The following is a 16,798-nucleotide window of genomic DNA, read 5'->3' on the forward strand; positions in this document are numbered from 1 at the left end:
CGAATAAGTCAGCGTGGGCGCCCTTGGAATCACGCCGGGCCAGCCAACCAAACCGCCACCCCACAGACACGTCAGAACGCCCGGCCAAACATGCGGCGCGCACTGTCATGCCCGGAGCATGCACTTGACACGACCTATAGCCAGCTAGGACCCACCGGTCCCGGCACGCAGAAATGCGACGGCGGCAGCCACCTGGCAAGGGGGCTGCCGCCGTCGAGTTTAACCGAGCATAATGCGGAGGGCCTTCAGTAGCTGGCGGGGGTGCCGCCGGGCTCAGCCATTGCGTCCGGTGGGATGAAGTCGGCGGCAAGGGCCTCGGAGCCGCGAGCCAGGATGGACACATCGGCCCCCACCAGAACGAACGCCGCGCCGGCGGCCATGTAGCCGCGGGCCGTTGCCGGGTTGAAAGCGTTCACGCCGGCAGGCTTCCCGGCCGCTGTGGCGGCGGCAAGGCAGTGTTCGACGGCGGCGCGCACCCGTGGGTGTTCCTGCTGGCCCAACAGGCCCATGGAGGCGGCGAGGTCGGAGGGCCCCAGGAAGATCGCGTCCACGCCCTCCACCGCCAGGATGTTCTCCACGGCGGCAACCGCGGCTTCGGATTCAATCTGGACGGTGACGCTGACGGTGTCGGAGGCGCGGGCGAGGTAGTCCGGGATCCGGTTCCAGCGCGCGGCCCGGGCAAGGGCCGAGCCCACCCCGCGGACGCCGTGGGGCGGGTAGCGGGTGGCGGCCACGGCGGCCTCCGCCTCGGCTGCCGAGTTCACCATGGGGATCAGCAGGTTCTGGACGCCCAGGTCCAGGTACTGCTTGATGAGCACCGTGTCATTCACCGGCGGCCGGACCACCGGATGGACCGGGTAGCCGTGCACGGCCTGCAGTTGGGCCAGTATGGATTCGAGTCCGTTGGGGCTGTGCTCGGCGTCGATCAGGAGCCAGTCCAGACCGGACCCGGCGCAAAGCTCGGCTACCAGGGGACTGCCCGAACACACCCACATCCCGGCCAGCGGCCGGCCGGCAGCGCCGGTTTGGTTGCGCAGGGCGTGCTTGAAGGTTGCGTCGGGTTCTACTCGAAGCGGCATGTGATGCTCCCCAGGGGTCCGTAGTCGGCGTGCACGGTGTCACCCTTGTAGACCCAGAGGGGCCGGGTGAAGGAGCCGGCGAGGATGATGTCGCCGGCTTTCATGCCATCGCCGTGGGCGGCAATCTTGTTGGCCAGCCAGTGCACGCCGTTGGCCGGGTGGTCCAGGACCCCTGCCGCGACGCCGGTTTCCTCCACGGTCTGGTTCTTGTAGAGGATGGCGGAGACCCAGCGCAGGTCCACGGCGTCCGGGCGGACGGGGTTGCCGCCGATCACCATGGCGCCCATCGCCGCGTTGTCCGCGATGGTGTCCACGATGGTCCGGCCCTCCATTTCGATCCGGGAGTCCAGGATCTCCAGGGCCGGGACCACGTAGTCCGTGGCGGTCAGGACGTCGAAGATGGTGCAGCCGGGACCGGCGAGGTCGGTCTTCAACACGAACGCGAGCTCCACCTCCACCCGGGGATGGGTGTACCGGTCCCAGTCCACGGAGCAGCCGGTTTCCAGCACCATGTCATCGAAGATGGCGCCGTAGTCCGGCTCGGTGATGCCGGTCGCGGCCTGCATCGCCTTGGACGTGAGGCCGATCTTGCGGCCCACGAGCCGGCGTCCGGCGTCCTCGTTGCGCCGCCGCCACAGCCGTTGGACTGCGTAGGAGTCCTCCACCGTCATCCCCGGGTAGCGGGTGGTCAGGCGGGGGACCGGTTTGCGGTTCCGGCCGGCTTCCAGCAGTTCGTCTGCGATGGCCTCGATCGTCGCGGAATCCAGCACGCTAAACCTGCGCCCCGAGCTTGAAGCCCGTCGCTTCTCCGGCGGAGCCGTCCTCTTCCTTGCGGGTGTAGGAGAACCCGTCGGCGCCCACGGTCACGGCCATCTCGCTCTTTTCCTCGCGGACGATCACGGGCTGGGGGTTGCCGTCGAGGTCCAGGACCAGGGAGGCTTCGGTGTACCAGGAGGGGACCACGGGGTTGCCCCACCAGTCGCGGCGCTGGTTGTCGTGGACGTCCCAGGTGATGGTGGGGTTGTCCGGGTCGCCGGTGTAGTAGTCCTGGGTGTAGATCTCGATGCGGTGGCCGTCCGGGTCCAGGATGTAGAGGTAGAAGGCGTTGGAGACGCCGTGCCGGCCGGGGCCGCGTTCGATCCGGTCTGAGATGCGCAGGGCGCCCATCTTGTCGCAGATCTGGATGATGTTGTGCTTCTCGTGCGTGGCGAAGGCAATGTGGTGCAGCCGCGGGCCGTTGCCGCCGGTCAGGGCGGTGTCGTGCACAGTCTGCTTGCGGTGCATCCACGCGGCGTACGTGACGCCGTCGGAGTCCTTGATGTCCTCGGAGACGCGGAAGCCCAGGTCCTCGAGGTACGCCCGGCCGCGCGGGACGTCCGGGGTGACCTGGTTGAAGTGGTCCAGCCGGACCAGTTCGCCGGCGGAGTAGAGGTCGTAGCGCTGGGTGAGACGCTCGACGTGTTCGGTCTCGTAGAAGAATTCGTAGGGGAAGCCCAGCGGATCCTCGACGCGGACGGCGTCGCCGATGCCCTTGGTGAAGCCTTCCCTGCGGCGCTCGGTGCGGCAGCCCAGTTCCTTGTAATAGGCCTCGGCCGCGTCCACCTCTGCCGGCGACTTCACCCGGTAGGCGAAGGCGGCCGCGGCGGCCACGGGCCCCTTGCGCAGCACCAGGTTGTGGTGGATGAACTCTTCCAGGGAGCGCAGGTAGATGGTGTTTTCGTCTTCCTCGGTGACGTGCAGGCCCAGCAGGTCCACATAGAACTGGCGGGACTTGGCGAGGTCCGTGACCACGAGTTCCAGGTAGGCGCAGCGGACGATGTCCGGGGCCGGGACAGTGGGGGTGGGGACGAAGTTGGTCATGGTGCTCTCTCTTCTTTGAAAGGGGTCTGGGTGGCGCCGGCGGGAAACTTAGGCGCCGAATTTGGGCGTGTGAACGGTGCCGAGGGTGATGTGGACGGCCTGCTGGTCGGTGTAGAAGTCGATCGAGCGGTAGCCGCCCTCGTGGCCCAGGCCGGAGGCCTTGACGCCGCCGAACGGGGTGCGGAGGTCGCGGACGTTGTGGCTGTTGAGCCAGACCATGCCGGCCTCGACGTTTTGGGAGAAGTTGTGCGCGCGGGTCAGGTTCTGGGTCCAGATGTACGCCGCGAGCCCGTACCTGGTGTTGTTCGCCAGGGCGAGGGCTTCGTCGTCGGTATCAAACGGTGTGATGGCGACGACGGGGCCGAAGATTTCCTCCTGGAAGATCCGCGCGTCCGGGGCGACGTCGGCGAACACGGTGGGGGCGATGTAGTTGCCTTCGGGCAGGTGGTCGGGGCGGCCGCCGCCGGCCAGGAGCCGGCCTTCGGTCTTGCCGATTTCCACGTAGGAGGCCACCTTGGCGTAGTGCTCAGGGTGGACCAGGGCGCCGACCTCGGTCTTGGGGTCGTGCGGGTCCCCGACCACGATGTTTTTTGCCCGGGCGGCGTACTTGTCGCAGAATTCCTCGTACACGGCGCGCTCCACCAGGATCCGGGAGCCGGCGGTGCAGCGTTCGCCGTTGAGGGAGAAGACGCCGAAGAGGGCGGAGTCGATCGCGGCGTCGAGGTCGGCGTCGGCGAACACGACGCACGGTGACTTGCCGCCGAGCTCCATGGAGAGGCCCTTGAGGTTGGCCGCGGCGTTGCGGAAGATCGTCTGGCCGGTGGTGGTTTCGCCGGTGAAGGAGATCAGCGGGACGTCCGGGTGCTTGACCAGGGCGTCGCCGGCTTCCTCGCCGAGGCCGTTGACGAGGTTGAACACGCCGTCGGGGAGGCCGGCGTCCTTGAAGATCGTCGCCCAGAGCGAGGCAGAGAGCGGGGTGAATTCGGCCGGCTTGAGCACCACGGTGTTGCCGGTGGCCAGGGCCGGGGCGAGCTTCCAGGACTCGAGCATGAACGGGGTGTTCCACGGCGTGATGAGCCCGGCGACGCCGATGGGCTTGCGGTTGACGTAGTTGATCTGGGCGCCGGGGACCTTCATGGCGTCGTCGAATTGGGCCACGATCAGGTCCGCGAAGAAGCGGAAGTTCTCGGCCGCGCGCAGCGCCTGGCCCTTGGCCTGGGTGATGGGCAGGCCGGTGTCGAACGTTTCGAGCTCGGCCAGGCGGGCCTCCTGGGCCTCGACGGCGTCGGCGATCCTGTTTAGGATCCTGGCCCGCTCGCGCGGCTTCATCTTCGGCCATGGGCCGTTGGTGAACGCCTCGCGGGCCGCGGCGACGGCGAGGTCGATGTCTTCCTTCTGGCCGGCGGCGGCGGTGGCGTAGTTGGTATTGGACACCGGGTCCAGGACATCGAAGGTTGCCCCGCCCACGGAGTCGACGAATTCGCCGTTGATGTAGTGCTGGATGTGGGTGGGAATGCCCTGCGGAACGTAGTGGGTGGTGGTTTCTGCGGCAGTGAACGTCATTGTTTTTCCTTACTGATAGTGCAACGCGGGGTCACTTACGGCCCATGCCGGGCGCCTCAATGGGCGCTAAGTGACCCCGCGTTGGTCTGGGCGAGGTACGCGTCGAGGGTGGCGCTGCGGTGGCGACGGGCGGCCTTTTCGATGTCATCCGGGCTGGCGCCGGTCTCGATGAGCTGCAGCAGGGCCTCGTGTTCGTCCACGGATTCGTGGGCCCGGCCCGGAACGAAGCGGAACGTGGAGGAGCGCAGCGACGCCAACCGGTTCCAGCCCCGGTGGACGAGGTCCAGGATGTGCGGGTTGGGGCAGTGCTCGAACAGGACGCTGTGGAAGTCCTGGTTCAGCCGGGTGAACCGGACGGGGTCGAAGTGCTGCAGGCACTCGCGCATCTCGGCGTTGACGGCCCGGGCGCGGGCCACGTCCGCCGCCCCGATCAGCGGGGCCGAGAGTGCCGTTGCGGCGCCCTCGACGATGCTAAGGGTCTGCATCGTGTAGAGGTATTCGGTGGGGTCGATCCCGGACACGGTGGCACCGACATTCCGCTCGAACTTGACCAGGCCCTCGGCCTCGAGCCGGCGGATCGCCTCGCGGACCGGCACCACGCTGACGCCCAGGTCCTCGGCGATCTTGGCCAGCACCAGCCGGTAGCCGGGGGAGTAGGTCCCGTCCACGATCCGGGCCTTGACGGCCGCATAGGCCTGCTCGGATTTGCTGCCGGAGGTTGCCGGCGTGGCTGCGGCCCTGGCTGTGTCAGTCATGGGCCTTGCCTGCTTCCCATTCCTGGTACCGGGTCCGCCAGGCGGCGTTGAGCGGGTAGAGCCCGTCCACGCTGTGGCCCTGCTGCACCATCTCGGCGATGAAGGTTTCCTCGCGTTCCTGCGCGATGGAGTCGTCCGCGAGCTCGTCGGCGAGGGCCGGCGGGATCACCAGGATCCCGTCGGCGTCCGCGACGATGATGTCCCCGGGCTGCACAGTGGTGCCGCCGCAGGCGATGGTGATGTCCGTGTCCCAGGGGATGTGCCGGCGGCCCAGGACGGCCGGGTGCGGGTTGGCATAGTAGGTCGGCATGTCCATGGCGGCCACGGCGGTGAAGTCGCGGACGCCGCCGTCGGTGATGATGGCGGCGGCGCCGCGGACCTGGGCGCGCAGGGCCAGGATGTCGCCGATCGTGCCGGTGCCCTTTTCGCCGCGGGCCTCCATCACCAGGATCTCGCCCTCGTTGACGGAGTCGATGGCCTTCTTCTGGGCGTTGAAGCCGCCGCCGTGGGTCGTGAACAGGTCCTCGCGGTTGGGCACGTAGCGCAGGGTCCGGGCCAGGCCCACGATCCGCCGCTCCGGGCGGGTGGAGGTCAGGCCGTCGATGCTGACGTTGTTCAGGCCGCGCTTGCGCAGCTGGGATGACAGGGTGGCCGTGCAGACGGACTCCAGTTTGGCCTTCAGCTCCGGGGACAGGCCCGGCATCCCTGACGGCTGGGCGGCGGCCAGGCCGGCCGCTTCACGGGAACCGTACGCTTCCTCCCGGTGGAGATCATCGGTCTTGGGCCGGGCGCCGAAGTCCGCGAACGGCGTCGTGCCTTCCGCCACCCGGGTGACCAGCCGGCCCGTGGAGAGAGCGGAGAGTTCGCCGGCGCTGACTTCCACCTCGACGACGTCGCCCGGCGTGGCCACCGACGCCCCGGCGGGGGTGCCGGTGAGGATGATGTCGCCCTCTTCGAGGGTGAGCAGCTGGGACAGATCGGCCACGAGCCGGGCGAACGGGAAGAGCAGGTCCCCGGTGGTGTCGTCCTGGACCAGTTCACCGTTGTGCCACGTGCGGATCCGCAGTTTGGCGGGATCGACGGCGTCTGCCGCGATCAGGCCCGGGCCCACGGGCGTGAACCCGTCACCGCCCTTGGAACGGAGGTTGGAGCCCTTGTCCGCGTAGCGGAGGTCGTAGACCCCGAGGTCGTTGCTGGCGGTGACCCATTCGACATGGCTCCACGCATCCTCGAGGCCCACGCGGCGGGCGGTCTTGCCGATGATCAGGGCGATCTCGCCCTCGTAGCCGAGGAGTTCGCAGCCGGCCGGGCGCTCCACGGTTGAAGGCGCTGCTGCCGAACCGAGAGCCAGCGACGACGACGGCTTCAGGAAGTAGGAGGGCTGCTCGGGTGTGCGGCCGCGCTGGGCTGCCCGGCTGGGGTAGTTGATATGCACCGCGATGACCTTGCGGGCCGCGGCCAGGATGTGGTCGGTGACCTGTTCCAAGTGTTACTCCTCATCGAGTACGAAATCGTATACGAAACACTATGGACCGGAAGCCGGGGAGCGTCAACCCCTTGCGCCGGGATGTTCGCCGGGACCTTTGCCGGGACCATCTGGCGCACTTGTAACCTGCGTCATATCTGACGTACAGTTTTGGATCAGGGACCGAAATTCTATTATCGAACGTCACGTTCTAATATCGAACACGCTAGGTCGGCGACAGGCCGCCACACAACGAAGTGAGGAAAGCCCGTGCATTTCCACCACCACGGCTACGTATCCGGTGACCCGCGGGTCCAGCCGGCCGCCGGCACCGGCATCGACCGGCCCACGCAGCTTCCCGACGAGGTTGATGTGCTGATCGTGGGCTCCGGCCCTGCCGGCATGCTCGCCGCGGCCCAGCTGTCCCAGTTCCCGGGCGTCACCACCCGGATCGTGGAACGCCGGCCGGGCCGGCTCGCGATCGGCCAGGCCGACGGCATCCAGGCCCGCAGCGTCGAGACCTTCCAGGCCTTCGGTTTCGCCGAGCGGATCATCGCCGAGGCGTACCGCATCACGGAGATGGCGTTCTGGAAGCCGGATCCCGCGGACCCCTCGAACATCGTCCGCAGCACCCGCACCCTCGATGACCCGGGCGGGATCAGCGAGTTCCCGCATCTCATCGTCAACCAGGCCCGCGTGCTCGACTACTTCGCCGAGTTCATGGCCATGTCCCCGAGCCGCATGAGCCCGGACTATGGGCTGGAGTTCCGCGGCCTGGAGGTCACCGGCGAGGGCGAGTACCCGGTCGCCGTGACGCTGGCGCACACCGCCGGTCCTGACGAGGGGCGGGAGCGCGTCGTGCGGGCCAAGTACGTGGTGGGCGCGGACGGCGCCCGCAGCAAGGTGCGCGACTCGATCGGCTGCACCATGGCGGGCGACCAGGCCAACCATGCGTGGGGCGTCATGGACGTGCTCGCCTCCACGGACTTCCCCGACATCCGGCTCAAGTGCGCCATCCAGTCCCACGACGGCGGCAGCATCCTGCTGATCCCGCGCGAGGGCGGGCATCTCTTCCGCATGTATGTCGATCTCGGCGAGGTCGCCGCGGACGACCGCGGTGCGGTCCGCAAGACCACCATCGAACAGATCATCGCCAAGGCCAACGCGATCATGCACCCCTACACGCTCGACGTGCGCAACGTGGCCTGGCACAGCGTGTACGAGGTGGGCCACCGTCTTACCGACAGGTTCGACGACGTCCTCCCGGAGGAGTTGGGCACCCGCACGCCGCGAGTGTTCATCACCGGCGACGCGTGCCACACGCACAGCGCCAAGGCCGGCCAGGGCATGAACGTCTCCATGCAGGACGGCTTCAACATCGGCTGGAAGCTCGGCCACGTGCTGGAGGGACGCAGCCCGGAGAGCCTGCTGTCCACGTACTCGGCCGAGCGGCAGGTGGTCGCGAAGAACCTGATCGACTTCGACAAGGTGTGGTCGACGCTCATGGCGAAGAAGCCCGAGGAGTTTGAAAACCCCTCCGAGCTCGAGGACTTCTACGTGCGCACCGCCGAGTTTCCTGCCGGCTTCATGACCGAGTACTCGCCGTCGATGGTCGTCGCCGAGGCGACGCACCAGCAGCTGGCCACCGGCTTTCCCGTCGGCAAGCGCTTCAAGTCCGCGCCCGTTGCGCGGGTCTGCGACACCAACCCGGTCCAGCTCGGCCACCAGGCCACGGCGGACGGCCGCTGGCGCATCTACGTCTTCGCGGACCAGGCGGCGCCAGGACAACAGGCGGGCGTCCCGTCGCCCGCCTCGGACCTCGCCGCGTGGCTGGCCGCCGCGCCGGACTCGCCGCTCGCCGCCACCCCCGCGGGGTCCGACCGTGATGTCTGGTTCGACGTGAAGGTGATCTACCAGCAGGATCACACGGGCATCGACATCGGCAACGTCCCCGCGGTGTTCAAACCGGAGGTGGGGCCGTTCAGGCTCCCCTACCTCGAAAAGGTCTACGGCACCGACCCGGCGGCGGACATCTTTGAGTTGCGCGGCATCGACCGCGGCGGCGTCATCGTGGTGGTGCGCCCGGACCAGTACGTGGCCAACGTCCTGCCGCTGACGGCGACGGCGGAGCTTGCCGCGTTTTTCGCACCCCTGCTGCGGGCAGGGCGGGCCGCGGCGGTGTGACCGTGGGGTGGCCTTCTTCGCAAGGTTTGTCCAGGCTGGCGGTCAGAGGCCGGCCGCCTGCCTGGACCTGTATTCCGCGGCGGGGTAGACGCCAAGGATGCGCACCTCCGTGGTGAAGAACTCCAGTTCCTCCAGCGCCAGGCTGAGCGGCAAATCCTCGGGGTGCCCCTCGACGTCGGCCATGAACATCGTGGCCGCAAATTCATTGCCTACCATGTAGCTTTCCAGCCGCGTCATGTTCACCCCGTTCGTGGCGAATCCTCCCAGCGCCTTGTAGAGGGCTGAGGGGACATTCCGGACACGGAATACAAAGCTGGTGACTGCCGGTCCGGACAGGATGTCCCGGGCCGGCAGCGGCTCTTCCCGTGCCAGAACCACGAACCGCGTGGTGTTGGAAGGGTCATCCTCGACGGCGGAGGCGAGCACTTCCAGGCCGTAGAGCTGGGCCGCGAGTGGAGGAGCGAGCGACAGTTTTGTGGGATCGTTCCAGTCGCGCACTTCGCGGGCGGACCCGGCGGTATCGCCGGCGATCACGGGGCGCAGGCTGGCGGAGCGGATCAGCCGCCGGCACTGCCCCAACGCGTGGAGGTGGCTGTGGACCTCGGTGGCTGCCTCGATGGTGCTGCCCGGGATGCCCAGCAGGTCGAAGTGAATGGGCAGAAAATACTCGCCGACGATCTGCAGCCCGGACTGTGGCAGCAGCACATGGATATCGGCCACCCTGCCGGCAATGGAGTTTTCGATCGGAATCATGGCCAGGTCGGCGGTGCCGACAGCCACCAGTTCAAAAGCGTCTTCGAAACTCGCGCAGGGAACGCTCTCCAGTTCGGGGAACATCTGCATGCACGCAATATTGGAGTTGGCGCCCGGTTCACCCTGGTACGCAATCTTCTGGGCCATGCTCCGTATGGTTTCACGCCGGGCGCCCTCTCACCCAAGTAAGTCGCGGCAGGGCCGTTTGAGGACCAAAAGCCCCTGCTGCGACTCAGCTGGGGTTCAGATGCTTGGCGAAGTGGTCCTCGATCCGCTGCCAGGCTTCCGGGGCCGATTCCGGATCCGGGCCGATGCCCATGACCCGCATGAGCGGCCGCAGCACCTTCGGCCCGGTCTCCACGTCGTTGAGGAAGGCGTGCCCGGCGTGCGGGAACTCCTTCACGTCGTTCTCCACGCCCAGCCCGTCGAGCACGGCCGCGAGTTTCGCCGCTTCGCCGGGCAGGGTGCGGTCCCGGCCACCGAAGTTGGCCACGATCGGGCAGGCGCCGGCGAGGGCCTCCCCGGGGTCTTTCGGGCGCCGTCCGTAGTTGACGGCGGCGGCGTCGAAGCCGTCGTTGGCCAGCAGCAGGGCGAAGCCGCCGCCCATGCAGAAGCCGATGACGCCGATCTTGCCGGTGGTCCGGCCGGTTTCGCGCAGCCAGTCCCGGGCGGCGGCCAGATCGGTGAAGGCCCGGCCCTCGCCCGCGGACAGCGCGCGCATGGTGGCGACGAGGCAGCGGCGCGCCCCGCCGTCGCTGTACAGGTCAACGGCCAGTGTCAGGTACCCGGCCGCCGCCATCCGGTCGGCGTGGCGGACGGTGATGTCGTCCAGGCCAAACGCCTCATGGACCATCAGGACCGCGGGAAACGGCCCCTCGCCCTGCGGCGTCGCCAGGTAGCCGCGCAGCGCCGGGGAACCGCCGGCGGCGGCGCCGGACCGGCTGAGGTCGGTATTGCTGAGATCCCGGGTGGCGGGCTTACCGCGTCCTGCGTGTGTCCGTGCCATGCTGACCCCTCCGTCGGCTGTGGGGCCATTCTTGCACGGGCACAAAAAAGCGGCGCCGGAAATCCCCCAAAGGAAGATCCGGCGCCGCCAACGTTCTAGGGACTAGTCCTTCTTGAAGGCGTCCTTGACGTTTTCGCCGACCTTCTTCGCGTCGGCTACAACCTGGTCCTTCTGGCCCTCGGCGCGCAGCTGGTCGTTGCCAGTGGCGTTTCCGGCAGTTTCCTTGGCCTTGCCGCCGAGGTGCTCTGCTTCGTTCTGAATCTTGTCTCCGACACCCATGGTGTAGGCCACCTTTCGTTCCGGTTGAAAATACTGTCCGATCAGCCTAACACAAAGCATGCTTACTAATTCAAGGGGTCTCGCGGGGTAATTCTCCGGAGCGTCGTCCGCGGCAGCGGCGGGGCGGTTCGCAAAAGGATGAAATCCCCCCGGCCCGCGGGCTAGGCTCGACGTCATGGACCACACGACCACTCTCACGCAGCACATCAAGGCTCCGGCGGACGCGGTCTGGGCGGTGGTGTCGGACATTCCCGGATCTGCCGCGACCCTGTCCGGCGTCGAATCGATCCAGATGCTCACCGACGGACCCTATGCCGTGGGCACCCGCTGGAAGGAAACCCGCACCATGATGGGGCGCGCGGAAACGGTGGAGATGTGGGTTGCCCAGTCCGAGGCGCCGTCGAACGGCCGGGGCGGCAGCACCACCGTGAAGGCCCTCCAGGGCGGCGCCGGCTACACCACCAGGTTCGCGCTCGCCGAGCGCGGCGGCGGAACCGACCTCACGCTGACCTTTGGCGCCGAAGTCATCAAACCGACCCGGTTCAGCAGGATCATGCTCACCGTGTTCGGTCCGCTCGGGATGCGCATCACCCGCAAGGCGCTTGCAAAAGACCTGGCGGACATCGCGGCCAAGGCGGAGTGCCAGTGATGGTCCGGCGCACCGCGGCGGAGAAAACCCCCAAGGTCACCGCCCCCCGGCTCGCGCCGGTCCGGCCCGGGGATCTGCAGGACGACCCTGCCCCGGAGTTCCGTCGGGGTGTTCGGTACGACGGCGTCCGCTACAGCCGCGCATCGGCAGACGGTCTGGACCTGGGCGGTACGGACTTTGCCGAGTGCGAATTCACCGGGGTGTCCTTCAATGAGACGCAGCTGCGGGGCGCGACTTTCCGTGACTGCATCCTGACCGAGACATACGCCCCGGTGCTGATGGCGGCCCGGACCAGCCTGCGGGATGTCGAGATCGGCAACCCCCGCTGGGGATCGGCGGAGCTCTATGAAAGCGGCTGGCAGTCCGTGCGGATCGACGGCGGCAAACTCGACTACGTGAACCTGCGCGGATCCAAGCTCACGGACTTGCAGATCAGCGACTGCATCATTAACGAGCTGGATCTGGGCTCCTGCACCGCCACGCGCGTCGCCTTGAAGAACTGCACGATCGGCACCCTCGATTTCACCGGAGCCCGGCTCAAGGACTTCGACCTCCGGGGCACCGACTTCCGCACCATCAGCGGTCTGGGCAGTCTGTCCGGCCTCGTCGTCGACGATCACCAGCTCACCCTGCTCGCTCCATTGCTCGCGGCTCATCTGGGCGTCGTCGTCGCGTAATCCGGCGGCATCCGGTTGACCCCCTTGCTCCGCCGTGTAATCTTTATAGAACGAACGGTCGGTAAATTACTCTGCTGCCGGCCCCGCTTTCTTGGTGAAGGATGTTCTCATGGTCGAGGCTTTTCTTGTTGGCGGCGCCCGCACTCCCGTGGGCCGCTACGGCGGCGCCCTCTCCGCAGTCCGCCCCGATGACCTGGCCGCACTGGTAGTCCGCGAGGCTGTGGCCCGCGCCGGCATCGATCCGGACACCATCGACGAGGTCATCCTCGGCAACGCCAACGGTGCCGGCGAAGAGAACCGCAACGTGGCCCGCATGGCCACCCTCCTTGCCGGGCTGCCCCTCCACATCTCCGGCATCACCGTGAACCGGCTCTGCGCCTCCGGGCTCAGCGCCATCATCATGGCCAGCCACATGATCAAGTCCGGCGCCGCGGACATCGTGATCGCCGGCGGCGTCGAATCCATGAGCCGCGCCCCCTGGGTCCAGGAAAAACCCCGGACCGCCTTCGCCAAACCGGGCGAAATCTTCGACACCTCCATCGGCTGGCGTTTCGTCAACCCCCAGTTCACCAAGGGCGAGCTGTCCCGGGACGGCAAAATGACCTACTCCATGCCGGAGACGGCAGAAGAAGTGGGGCGGGTTGACGGCATCTCGCGGGAGGACGCCGACGCCTTCGCCGTCCGCTCCCACGAACGCGCCCTGGCCGCCATCGCCGCCGGCCGCTTCGCGGAGGAAATCGTCCCCGTGACCGTCAAGACCCGCAAGGGCGAGACCGTGGTGGACACCGATGAGGGCCCCCGCGCCGGCACCTCCATGGACGTCCTCGCCGGGCTCCGGCCGGTAGTCAAGGGCGGCTCGATCGTCACCGCCGGCAACTCCTCCACCCTCAACGACGGCGCCTCCGCCATCATCGTTGCCTCGGAGGCCGCGATCCAGAAGCTTGGCCTCACGGCCCGCGCCCGCATCGTCGACGGCGCCTCAGCCGGCTGCGAGCCCGAGATCATGGGCATCGGCCCGGTCCCGGCCACCCAGAAGGTGCTCGCCCGTTCCGGGCTCAGCGTCGAGGACCTCGGCGCCGTCGAGCTCAACGAGGCGTTCGCGACCCAGTCCCTGGCCAGCATGCGCCGGCTCGGCCTCGACCCGGAGATCGTGAACCGCGACGGCGGCGCGATCTCCCTGGGTCACCCGCTGGGGTCCTCCGGATCCCGGATCGCCATCACACTGCTGGGCCGGATGGAACGCGAAAACGCCAAAATCGGCCTCGCCACCATGTGCATCGGCGTCGGCCAGGGCACGGCCATGCTGCTGGAGCGCGTCTAGTGGCGGCCTCGGCCCTCGACCCGGCTGGCTTCGGCACGCTCCTGGTCGAAGAGCGCGAGGACCGCGTGGTGGTGGTGCTCAACCGCCCCGAGGTCCGCAACGCGATCGACCAGCAGATGGTCGATGAACTCCACACCGTCTGCGCCCATCTCGAGCGGCACCCCAAAGTCCTCATCATCGCCGGCACTGACGGGGTGTTCGCCTCCGGCGCCGACATCGGCCAGCTGCGCGAACGCCGCCGCGACGATGCCCTGCAGGGCATCAATTCCACCATTTTCGTCCGGATTGCCAAGCTGCCGATGCCCGTCATCGCGGCACTGGACGGCTTCTGCCTCGGCGGCGGCGCCGAACTGGCGTACGCCGCCGACTTCCGGATCGGCACCCCGTCCGTCCGGATCGGCAATCCCGAAACCGGACTCGGCATCCTGGCCGCCGCCGGCGCCAGCTGGCGCCTCAAGGAACTCGTGGGGGAGCCCGTCGCCAAGGAAATGCTGCTCGCCGGTTCCGTGCTGCGCGCAGAACGTGCCCTCGCGGTCAATCTCATCACCGAAATCCATGAACCGTCCGATCTGATGGCCGCTGCCCACAGCGTCGCCGACCGGATTGCCACGCAGGATCCGCTCGCCGTCCGGATCACCAAATCCGTGTTCCATGCCCCGGCCGAGGCGCATCCCCTCATTGACCAGCTGGCACAGGGGATCCTCTTCGAATCCCAGGCCAAGTTCGACCGTATGCAGGCTTTTCTGGACAAGAAATCAGCGAAGAAATCAGAAAAGAAGTCAGCCAAAGAATCAGGGAAGCAGAAATAGACATGGGCAACTCCGTACTCCCCGCCAACCTTCCCGCCAGTGATCTTCCCAACAGCAACCTTCCCCACTCCGTGGGAGTCCTCGGTGGCGGCCGCATGGGCGCAGGCATCGCCCACGCCTTCCTGATCAACGGAGCCAACGTCGTGGTCGTCGAGCGCGACGAGGCGTCGGCCGAGGCCGCCCGGGAGCGGGTCGAGTCCGCCGCCGCCAAGAGCATTGAGCGCGGCGCCGTGGACGGCAACCTGGACGAGATCGTTTCCCGGCTCGAGGTCACCGTGGACTACGACGACTTCGTCGGCCGGCAGCTTGTGGTCGAGGCCGTTCCGGAGGACTGGGACCTGAAGATCACCGCGCTGCGCGGCATCGAGGAACGGCTCGCCGACGGCGCCTACCTCGCCTCCAACACGTCCTCGCTCTCCGTCAACGGTCTGGCCCGCGAACTGAAGCGGCCGCAGAACTTCCTGGGCCTGCACTTCTTCAACCCGGTGCCGGCGTCGACGCTCATCGAGGTGGTCCTCGGCGAGCAGACTTCCGACGCCCTGGCCCAGGCCGCCCGCGGGTGGGTCGAGGCGCTCGGCAAGACCGCCGTCGTGGTCAACGACGCGCCCGGCTTCGCCTCCTCCAGGCTGGGCGTCGCGATCGCCCTCGAAGCGATGCGCATGGTGGAAGAGGGCGTGGCCACCGCGGAAGACATCGACAACGCCATGGTGCTGGGCTACAAGCACCCCACGGGACCGCTGCGGACCACCGACATTGTGGGCCTGGACGTGCGCCTCGGCATCGCGGAGTACTTGCAGTCCACGCTTGGTGACCGTTTCGCTCCGCCGCAGATCCTCCGCGACAAGGTCGCCCGCGGCGAACTGGGCCGCAAGTCCGGCAAGGGCTTCTTCGACTGGACCAAGTGACCGGCATTCGTGCCTGCCCCTAGGATGGTGCGGTGACCTCCCTGGACCGCCCCGCGATTGCGCCCATCACCCTGACCGGCAAGTACGTCGTCCTTGAGCCGCTGAGCCAGGACCACCATGACGGCCTTGTCGAGGCGGCACGCGACGGCGAGCTGTGGCACCTCTGGTACACCAGCGTGCCCGCCCCGCAGCACATGGCCGCCGAGATTGAGCGTCGCCTGGCCCTGCGGGACAGCGGCGCCATGCTGCCCTTCACCACGCGGCTGCTGGACCCCGCCACGGGCGGGCCGGGCCGGGTGATCGGCATGACCACCTACATGAACATCGACGCCGCCACGCCCCGGGTGGAGATCGGCTCCACCTGGAACGCGGCGTCCGCGCATGGCAGCGGCAGCAACCCGGACTCCAAGTTGCTGCTGCTGCGGCACGCCTTCGAGACGCTGGGCTGCCCCGCCGTCGAGTTCCGGACGCACTGGCTCAACCACCAGTCCCGCGAGGCGATCACGCGGCTGGGGGCCAAACAGGACGGCGTGCTCCGCAGCCACACGCGCAGCGCCGACGGGGCGCTGCGGGACACCGTCGTGTATTCCATCCTGGAACATGAATGGCCGATGGTCCGGAACTCCCTCGAATCCCGGCTGGCCAAGCGGCGCTAGCGTGCCGAGTAGGCCTTGGCCCCGTTAAGCGATGCGAAGTACGCCTCGTAGCCCCGGGCGTTCGGGTGGAAGTTTTCGGGACTGGCGAGGGCCGTACGGCTGAAATTGATCCACGGGGCCGCAGAGTTCACGCCGTGACCGGCGAAAGCGGCCCGGACATCGACGTACTCCGCTCCGGTGGCCCGGGCGGCGGCGGCGATGGAGCCGTTCAGGCCGTCCGCCAGGACCGTGGCCTTGTAGATGAACCGGGACATAGGATCAGCCTGGCCGGGCGCGACCGGATCGTAGAGGTAGGGGTAGCCCGTCACTACAACCTTGGCGTTGGGGGCGGCAGCCTTCACGCGCTGGATCATCGCTGTCACGTCGCCGGACAGTCGATGGCTGGAGATCTGGCCCTCGGCGTAGGCACTGGCGGCATCGCACAGCGGACCCGCAGCGGGATTGACCATGGCGGCGCCGCAGGAGGCGAGGATTTCCGCAAACCGGAGGTTGTTGCCGCCGGCAGTGATGGTGACCAGCCCGGTGGTCCTGGTCAACCGCCTGAGCTGGGTGTTGACGACGTCCTGGGTCGTCTTGCCGCTGCAGGCCGCGTTGGCGACGAGTTTGATGGTCCTCGTGTGGGCAGCGAGTTCGGAATAGCTGTTCTCGCTGCGGTAGCAATCATCCAGGTACGGCCCTGCCCCCAGCCCGGCGGCATAGGAGTCTCCGAGCGCGACGTACCGGGTCCTGTCCGCCGCCTCCGCCGGTACCGCCGCCACACCGGCCGCCATGGCCAGAGCGGCGAGACCGGCCGCCAGAGCCGTCCGAAGTTTCAGAGGTCCCATGGTGTTCTCCTCA

General features: G+C 67.8%; 17 protein-coding genes. 7 read left to right on the forward strand and 10 right to left on the reverse strand.

The genetic code is table 11. The features are described from left to right. Window positions 1-245: 245 nt before the first annotated feature. From AC1D0A_RS19535 to AC1D0A_RS19560, 6 genes are read right to left on the reverse strand one after another with little or no spacing between them, the layout of a single operon-like run. Window positions 246-1,079 carry an aldolase/citrate lyase family protein gene (locus tag AC1D0A_RS19535; RefSeq protein ID WP_243181942.1) on the reverse strand — a complete coding sequence of 278 codons (834 nt, stop codon included), beginning with the start codon at window positions 1,077-1,079 and terminating at the stop codon, window positions 246-248. Continuing rightward, complete coding sequence (gene hpaH / locus AC1D0A_RS19540) at window positions 1,064-1,849, reverse strand: 2-oxo-hept-4-ene-1,7-dioate hydratase (RefSeq protein WP_243181941.1); 786 nt, start codon at window positions 1,847-1,849, stop codon at window positions 1,064-1,066. Before hpaH ends, AC1D0A_RS19535 begins: the two co-directional genes overlap by 16 nt. 1 nt (window position 1,850) lies before the next feature. After that, complete coding sequence (hpaD, locus tag AC1D0A_RS19545) at window positions 1,851-2,939, reverse strand: 3,4-dihydroxyphenylacetate 2,3-dioxygenase (RefSeq protein WP_476946578.1); 1,089 nt, start codon at window positions 2,937-2,939, stop codon at window positions 1,851-1,853. A 48-nt stretch (window positions 2,940-2,987) separates the two neighbouring features. Beyond that, complete coding sequence (gene hpaE, locus AC1D0A_RS19550; RefSeq protein ID WP_028276399.1) at window positions 2,988-4,502, reverse strand: 5-carboxymethyl-2-hydroxymuconate semialdehyde dehydrogenase; 1,515 nt, start codon at window positions 4,500-4,502, stop codon at window positions 2,988-2,990. Window positions 4,503-4,558: 56 nt separating this feature from the next. Beyond that, the gene (locus tag AC1D0A_RS19555; protein WP_476946579.1) at window positions 4,559-5,257 is read right to left on the reverse strand and encodes a GntR family transcriptional regulator; all 699 of its coding nucleotides are present in this window, start codon (window positions 5,255-5,257) and stop codon (window positions 4,559-4,561) included. Continuing rightward, window positions 5,250-6,743, reverse strand: coding sequence for a fumarylacetoacetate hydrolase family protein (locus tag AC1D0A_RS19560; protein WP_476946580.1), 1,494 nt, complete (start codon window positions 6,741-6,743; stop codon window positions 5,250-5,252). Before AC1D0A_RS19560 ends, AC1D0A_RS19555 begins: the two co-directional genes overlap by 8 nt. Window positions 6,744-6,992: 249 nt before the next feature. Between AC1D0A_RS19560 and AC1D0A_RS19565 the strand changes: the two genes are divergently transcribed. Further along, window positions 6,993-8,906, forward strand: a complete 1,914-nt coding sequence (locus AC1D0A_RS19565; protein ID WP_476946581.1) for an FAD-binding monooxygenase — start codon at window positions 6,993-6,995, stop codon at window positions 8,904-8,906. Between the two features lie 42 nt (window positions 8,907-8,948). Here AC1D0A_RS19565 and AC1D0A_RS19570 read toward each other — a convergent pair whose 3' ends face one another. The 3 genes from AC1D0A_RS19570 to AC1D0A_RS19580 all read right to left on the reverse strand — a co-directional run bounded on the left by AC1D0A_RS19570 (window position 8,949) and on the right by AC1D0A_RS19580 (window position 10,944). After that, entirely contained in the window at window positions 8,949-9,806 is an 858-nt protein-coding gene (locus AC1D0A_RS19570) for a prephenate dehydratase (RefSeq protein ID WP_476943077.1), read from the reverse strand. An 85-nt stretch (window positions 9,807-9,891) separates the two neighbouring features. Next, window positions 9,892-10,665, reverse strand: coding sequence for a dienelactone hydrolase family protein (locus AC1D0A_RS19575; protein ID WP_476946582.1), 774 nt, complete (start codon window positions 10,663-10,665; stop codon window positions 9,892-9,894). A 102-nt stretch (window positions 10,666-10,767) separates the two neighbouring features. After that, window positions 10,768-10,944 carry a CsbD family protein gene (locus tag AC1D0A_RS19580; protein ID WP_043435744.1) on the reverse strand — a complete coding sequence of 59 codons (177 nt, stop codon included), beginning with the start codon at window positions 10,942-10,944 and terminating at the stop codon, window positions 10,768-10,770. A gap of 175 nt (window positions 10,945-11,119) precedes the next feature. Here AC1D0A_RS19580 and AC1D0A_RS19585 point away from each other — a divergent pair, with 175 nt between their 5' ends. From AC1D0A_RS19585 to AC1D0A_RS19610, 6 genes are all read left to right on the forward strand, one after another. Beyond that, on the forward strand, window positions 11,120-11,593 hold the full coding sequence (locus AC1D0A_RS19585; RefSeq protein WP_476943075.1) for an SRPBCC family protein: 474 nt from the start codon (window positions 11,120-11,122) through the stop codon (window positions 11,591-11,593). Continuing rightward, window positions 11,593-12,270, forward strand: coding sequence for a pentapeptide repeat-containing protein (locus tag AC1D0A_RS19590; protein WP_476946583.1), 678 nt, complete (start codon window positions 11,593-11,595; stop codon window positions 12,268-12,270). Before AC1D0A_RS19585 ends, AC1D0A_RS19590 begins: the two co-directional genes overlap by 1 nt. A gap of 109 nt (window positions 12,271-12,379) precedes the next feature. Then, on the forward strand, window positions 12,380-13,591 hold the full coding sequence (locus AC1D0A_RS19595; protein WP_476946584.1) for a thiolase family protein: 1,212 nt from the start codon (window positions 12,380-12,382) through the stop codon (window positions 13,589-13,591). Further along, window positions 13,591-14,400, forward strand: a complete 810-nt coding sequence (locus tag AC1D0A_RS19600) for an enoyl-CoA hydratase/isomerase family protein (protein ID WP_476946585.1) — start codon at window positions 13,591-13,593, stop codon at window positions 14,398-14,400. Before AC1D0A_RS19595 ends, AC1D0A_RS19600 begins: the two co-directional genes overlap by 1 nt. Before the next feature lie 2 nt (window positions 14,401-14,402). Next, on the forward strand, window positions 14,403-15,305 hold the full coding sequence (locus AC1D0A_RS19605) for a 3-hydroxyacyl-CoA dehydrogenase family protein (protein ID WP_476946586.1): 903 nt from the start codon (window positions 14,403-14,405) through the stop codon (window positions 15,303-15,305). Window positions 15,306-15,337: 32 nt separating this feature from the next. Beyond that, complete coding sequence (locus AC1D0A_RS19610) at window positions 15,338-15,961, forward strand: GNAT family N-acetyltransferase (RefSeq protein ID WP_243181929.1); 624 nt, start codon at window positions 15,338-15,340, stop codon at window positions 15,959-15,961. On the opposite strand, the gene AC1D0A_RS19615 is transcribed toward AC1D0A_RS19610, so the two are convergent. Further along, complete coding sequence (locus AC1D0A_RS19615; RefSeq protein WP_476946587.1) at window positions 15,958-16,785, reverse strand: SGNH/GDSL hydrolase family protein; 828 nt, start codon at window positions 16,783-16,785, stop codon at window positions 15,958-15,960. The two genes, AC1D0A_RS19610 and AC1D0A_RS19615, sit on opposite strands and share 4 nt — an antisense overlap. Window positions 16,786-16,798 lie beyond the last annotated feature (13 nt).

Source organism: Arthrobacter sp. P1_D4 (assembly GCF_056406115.1).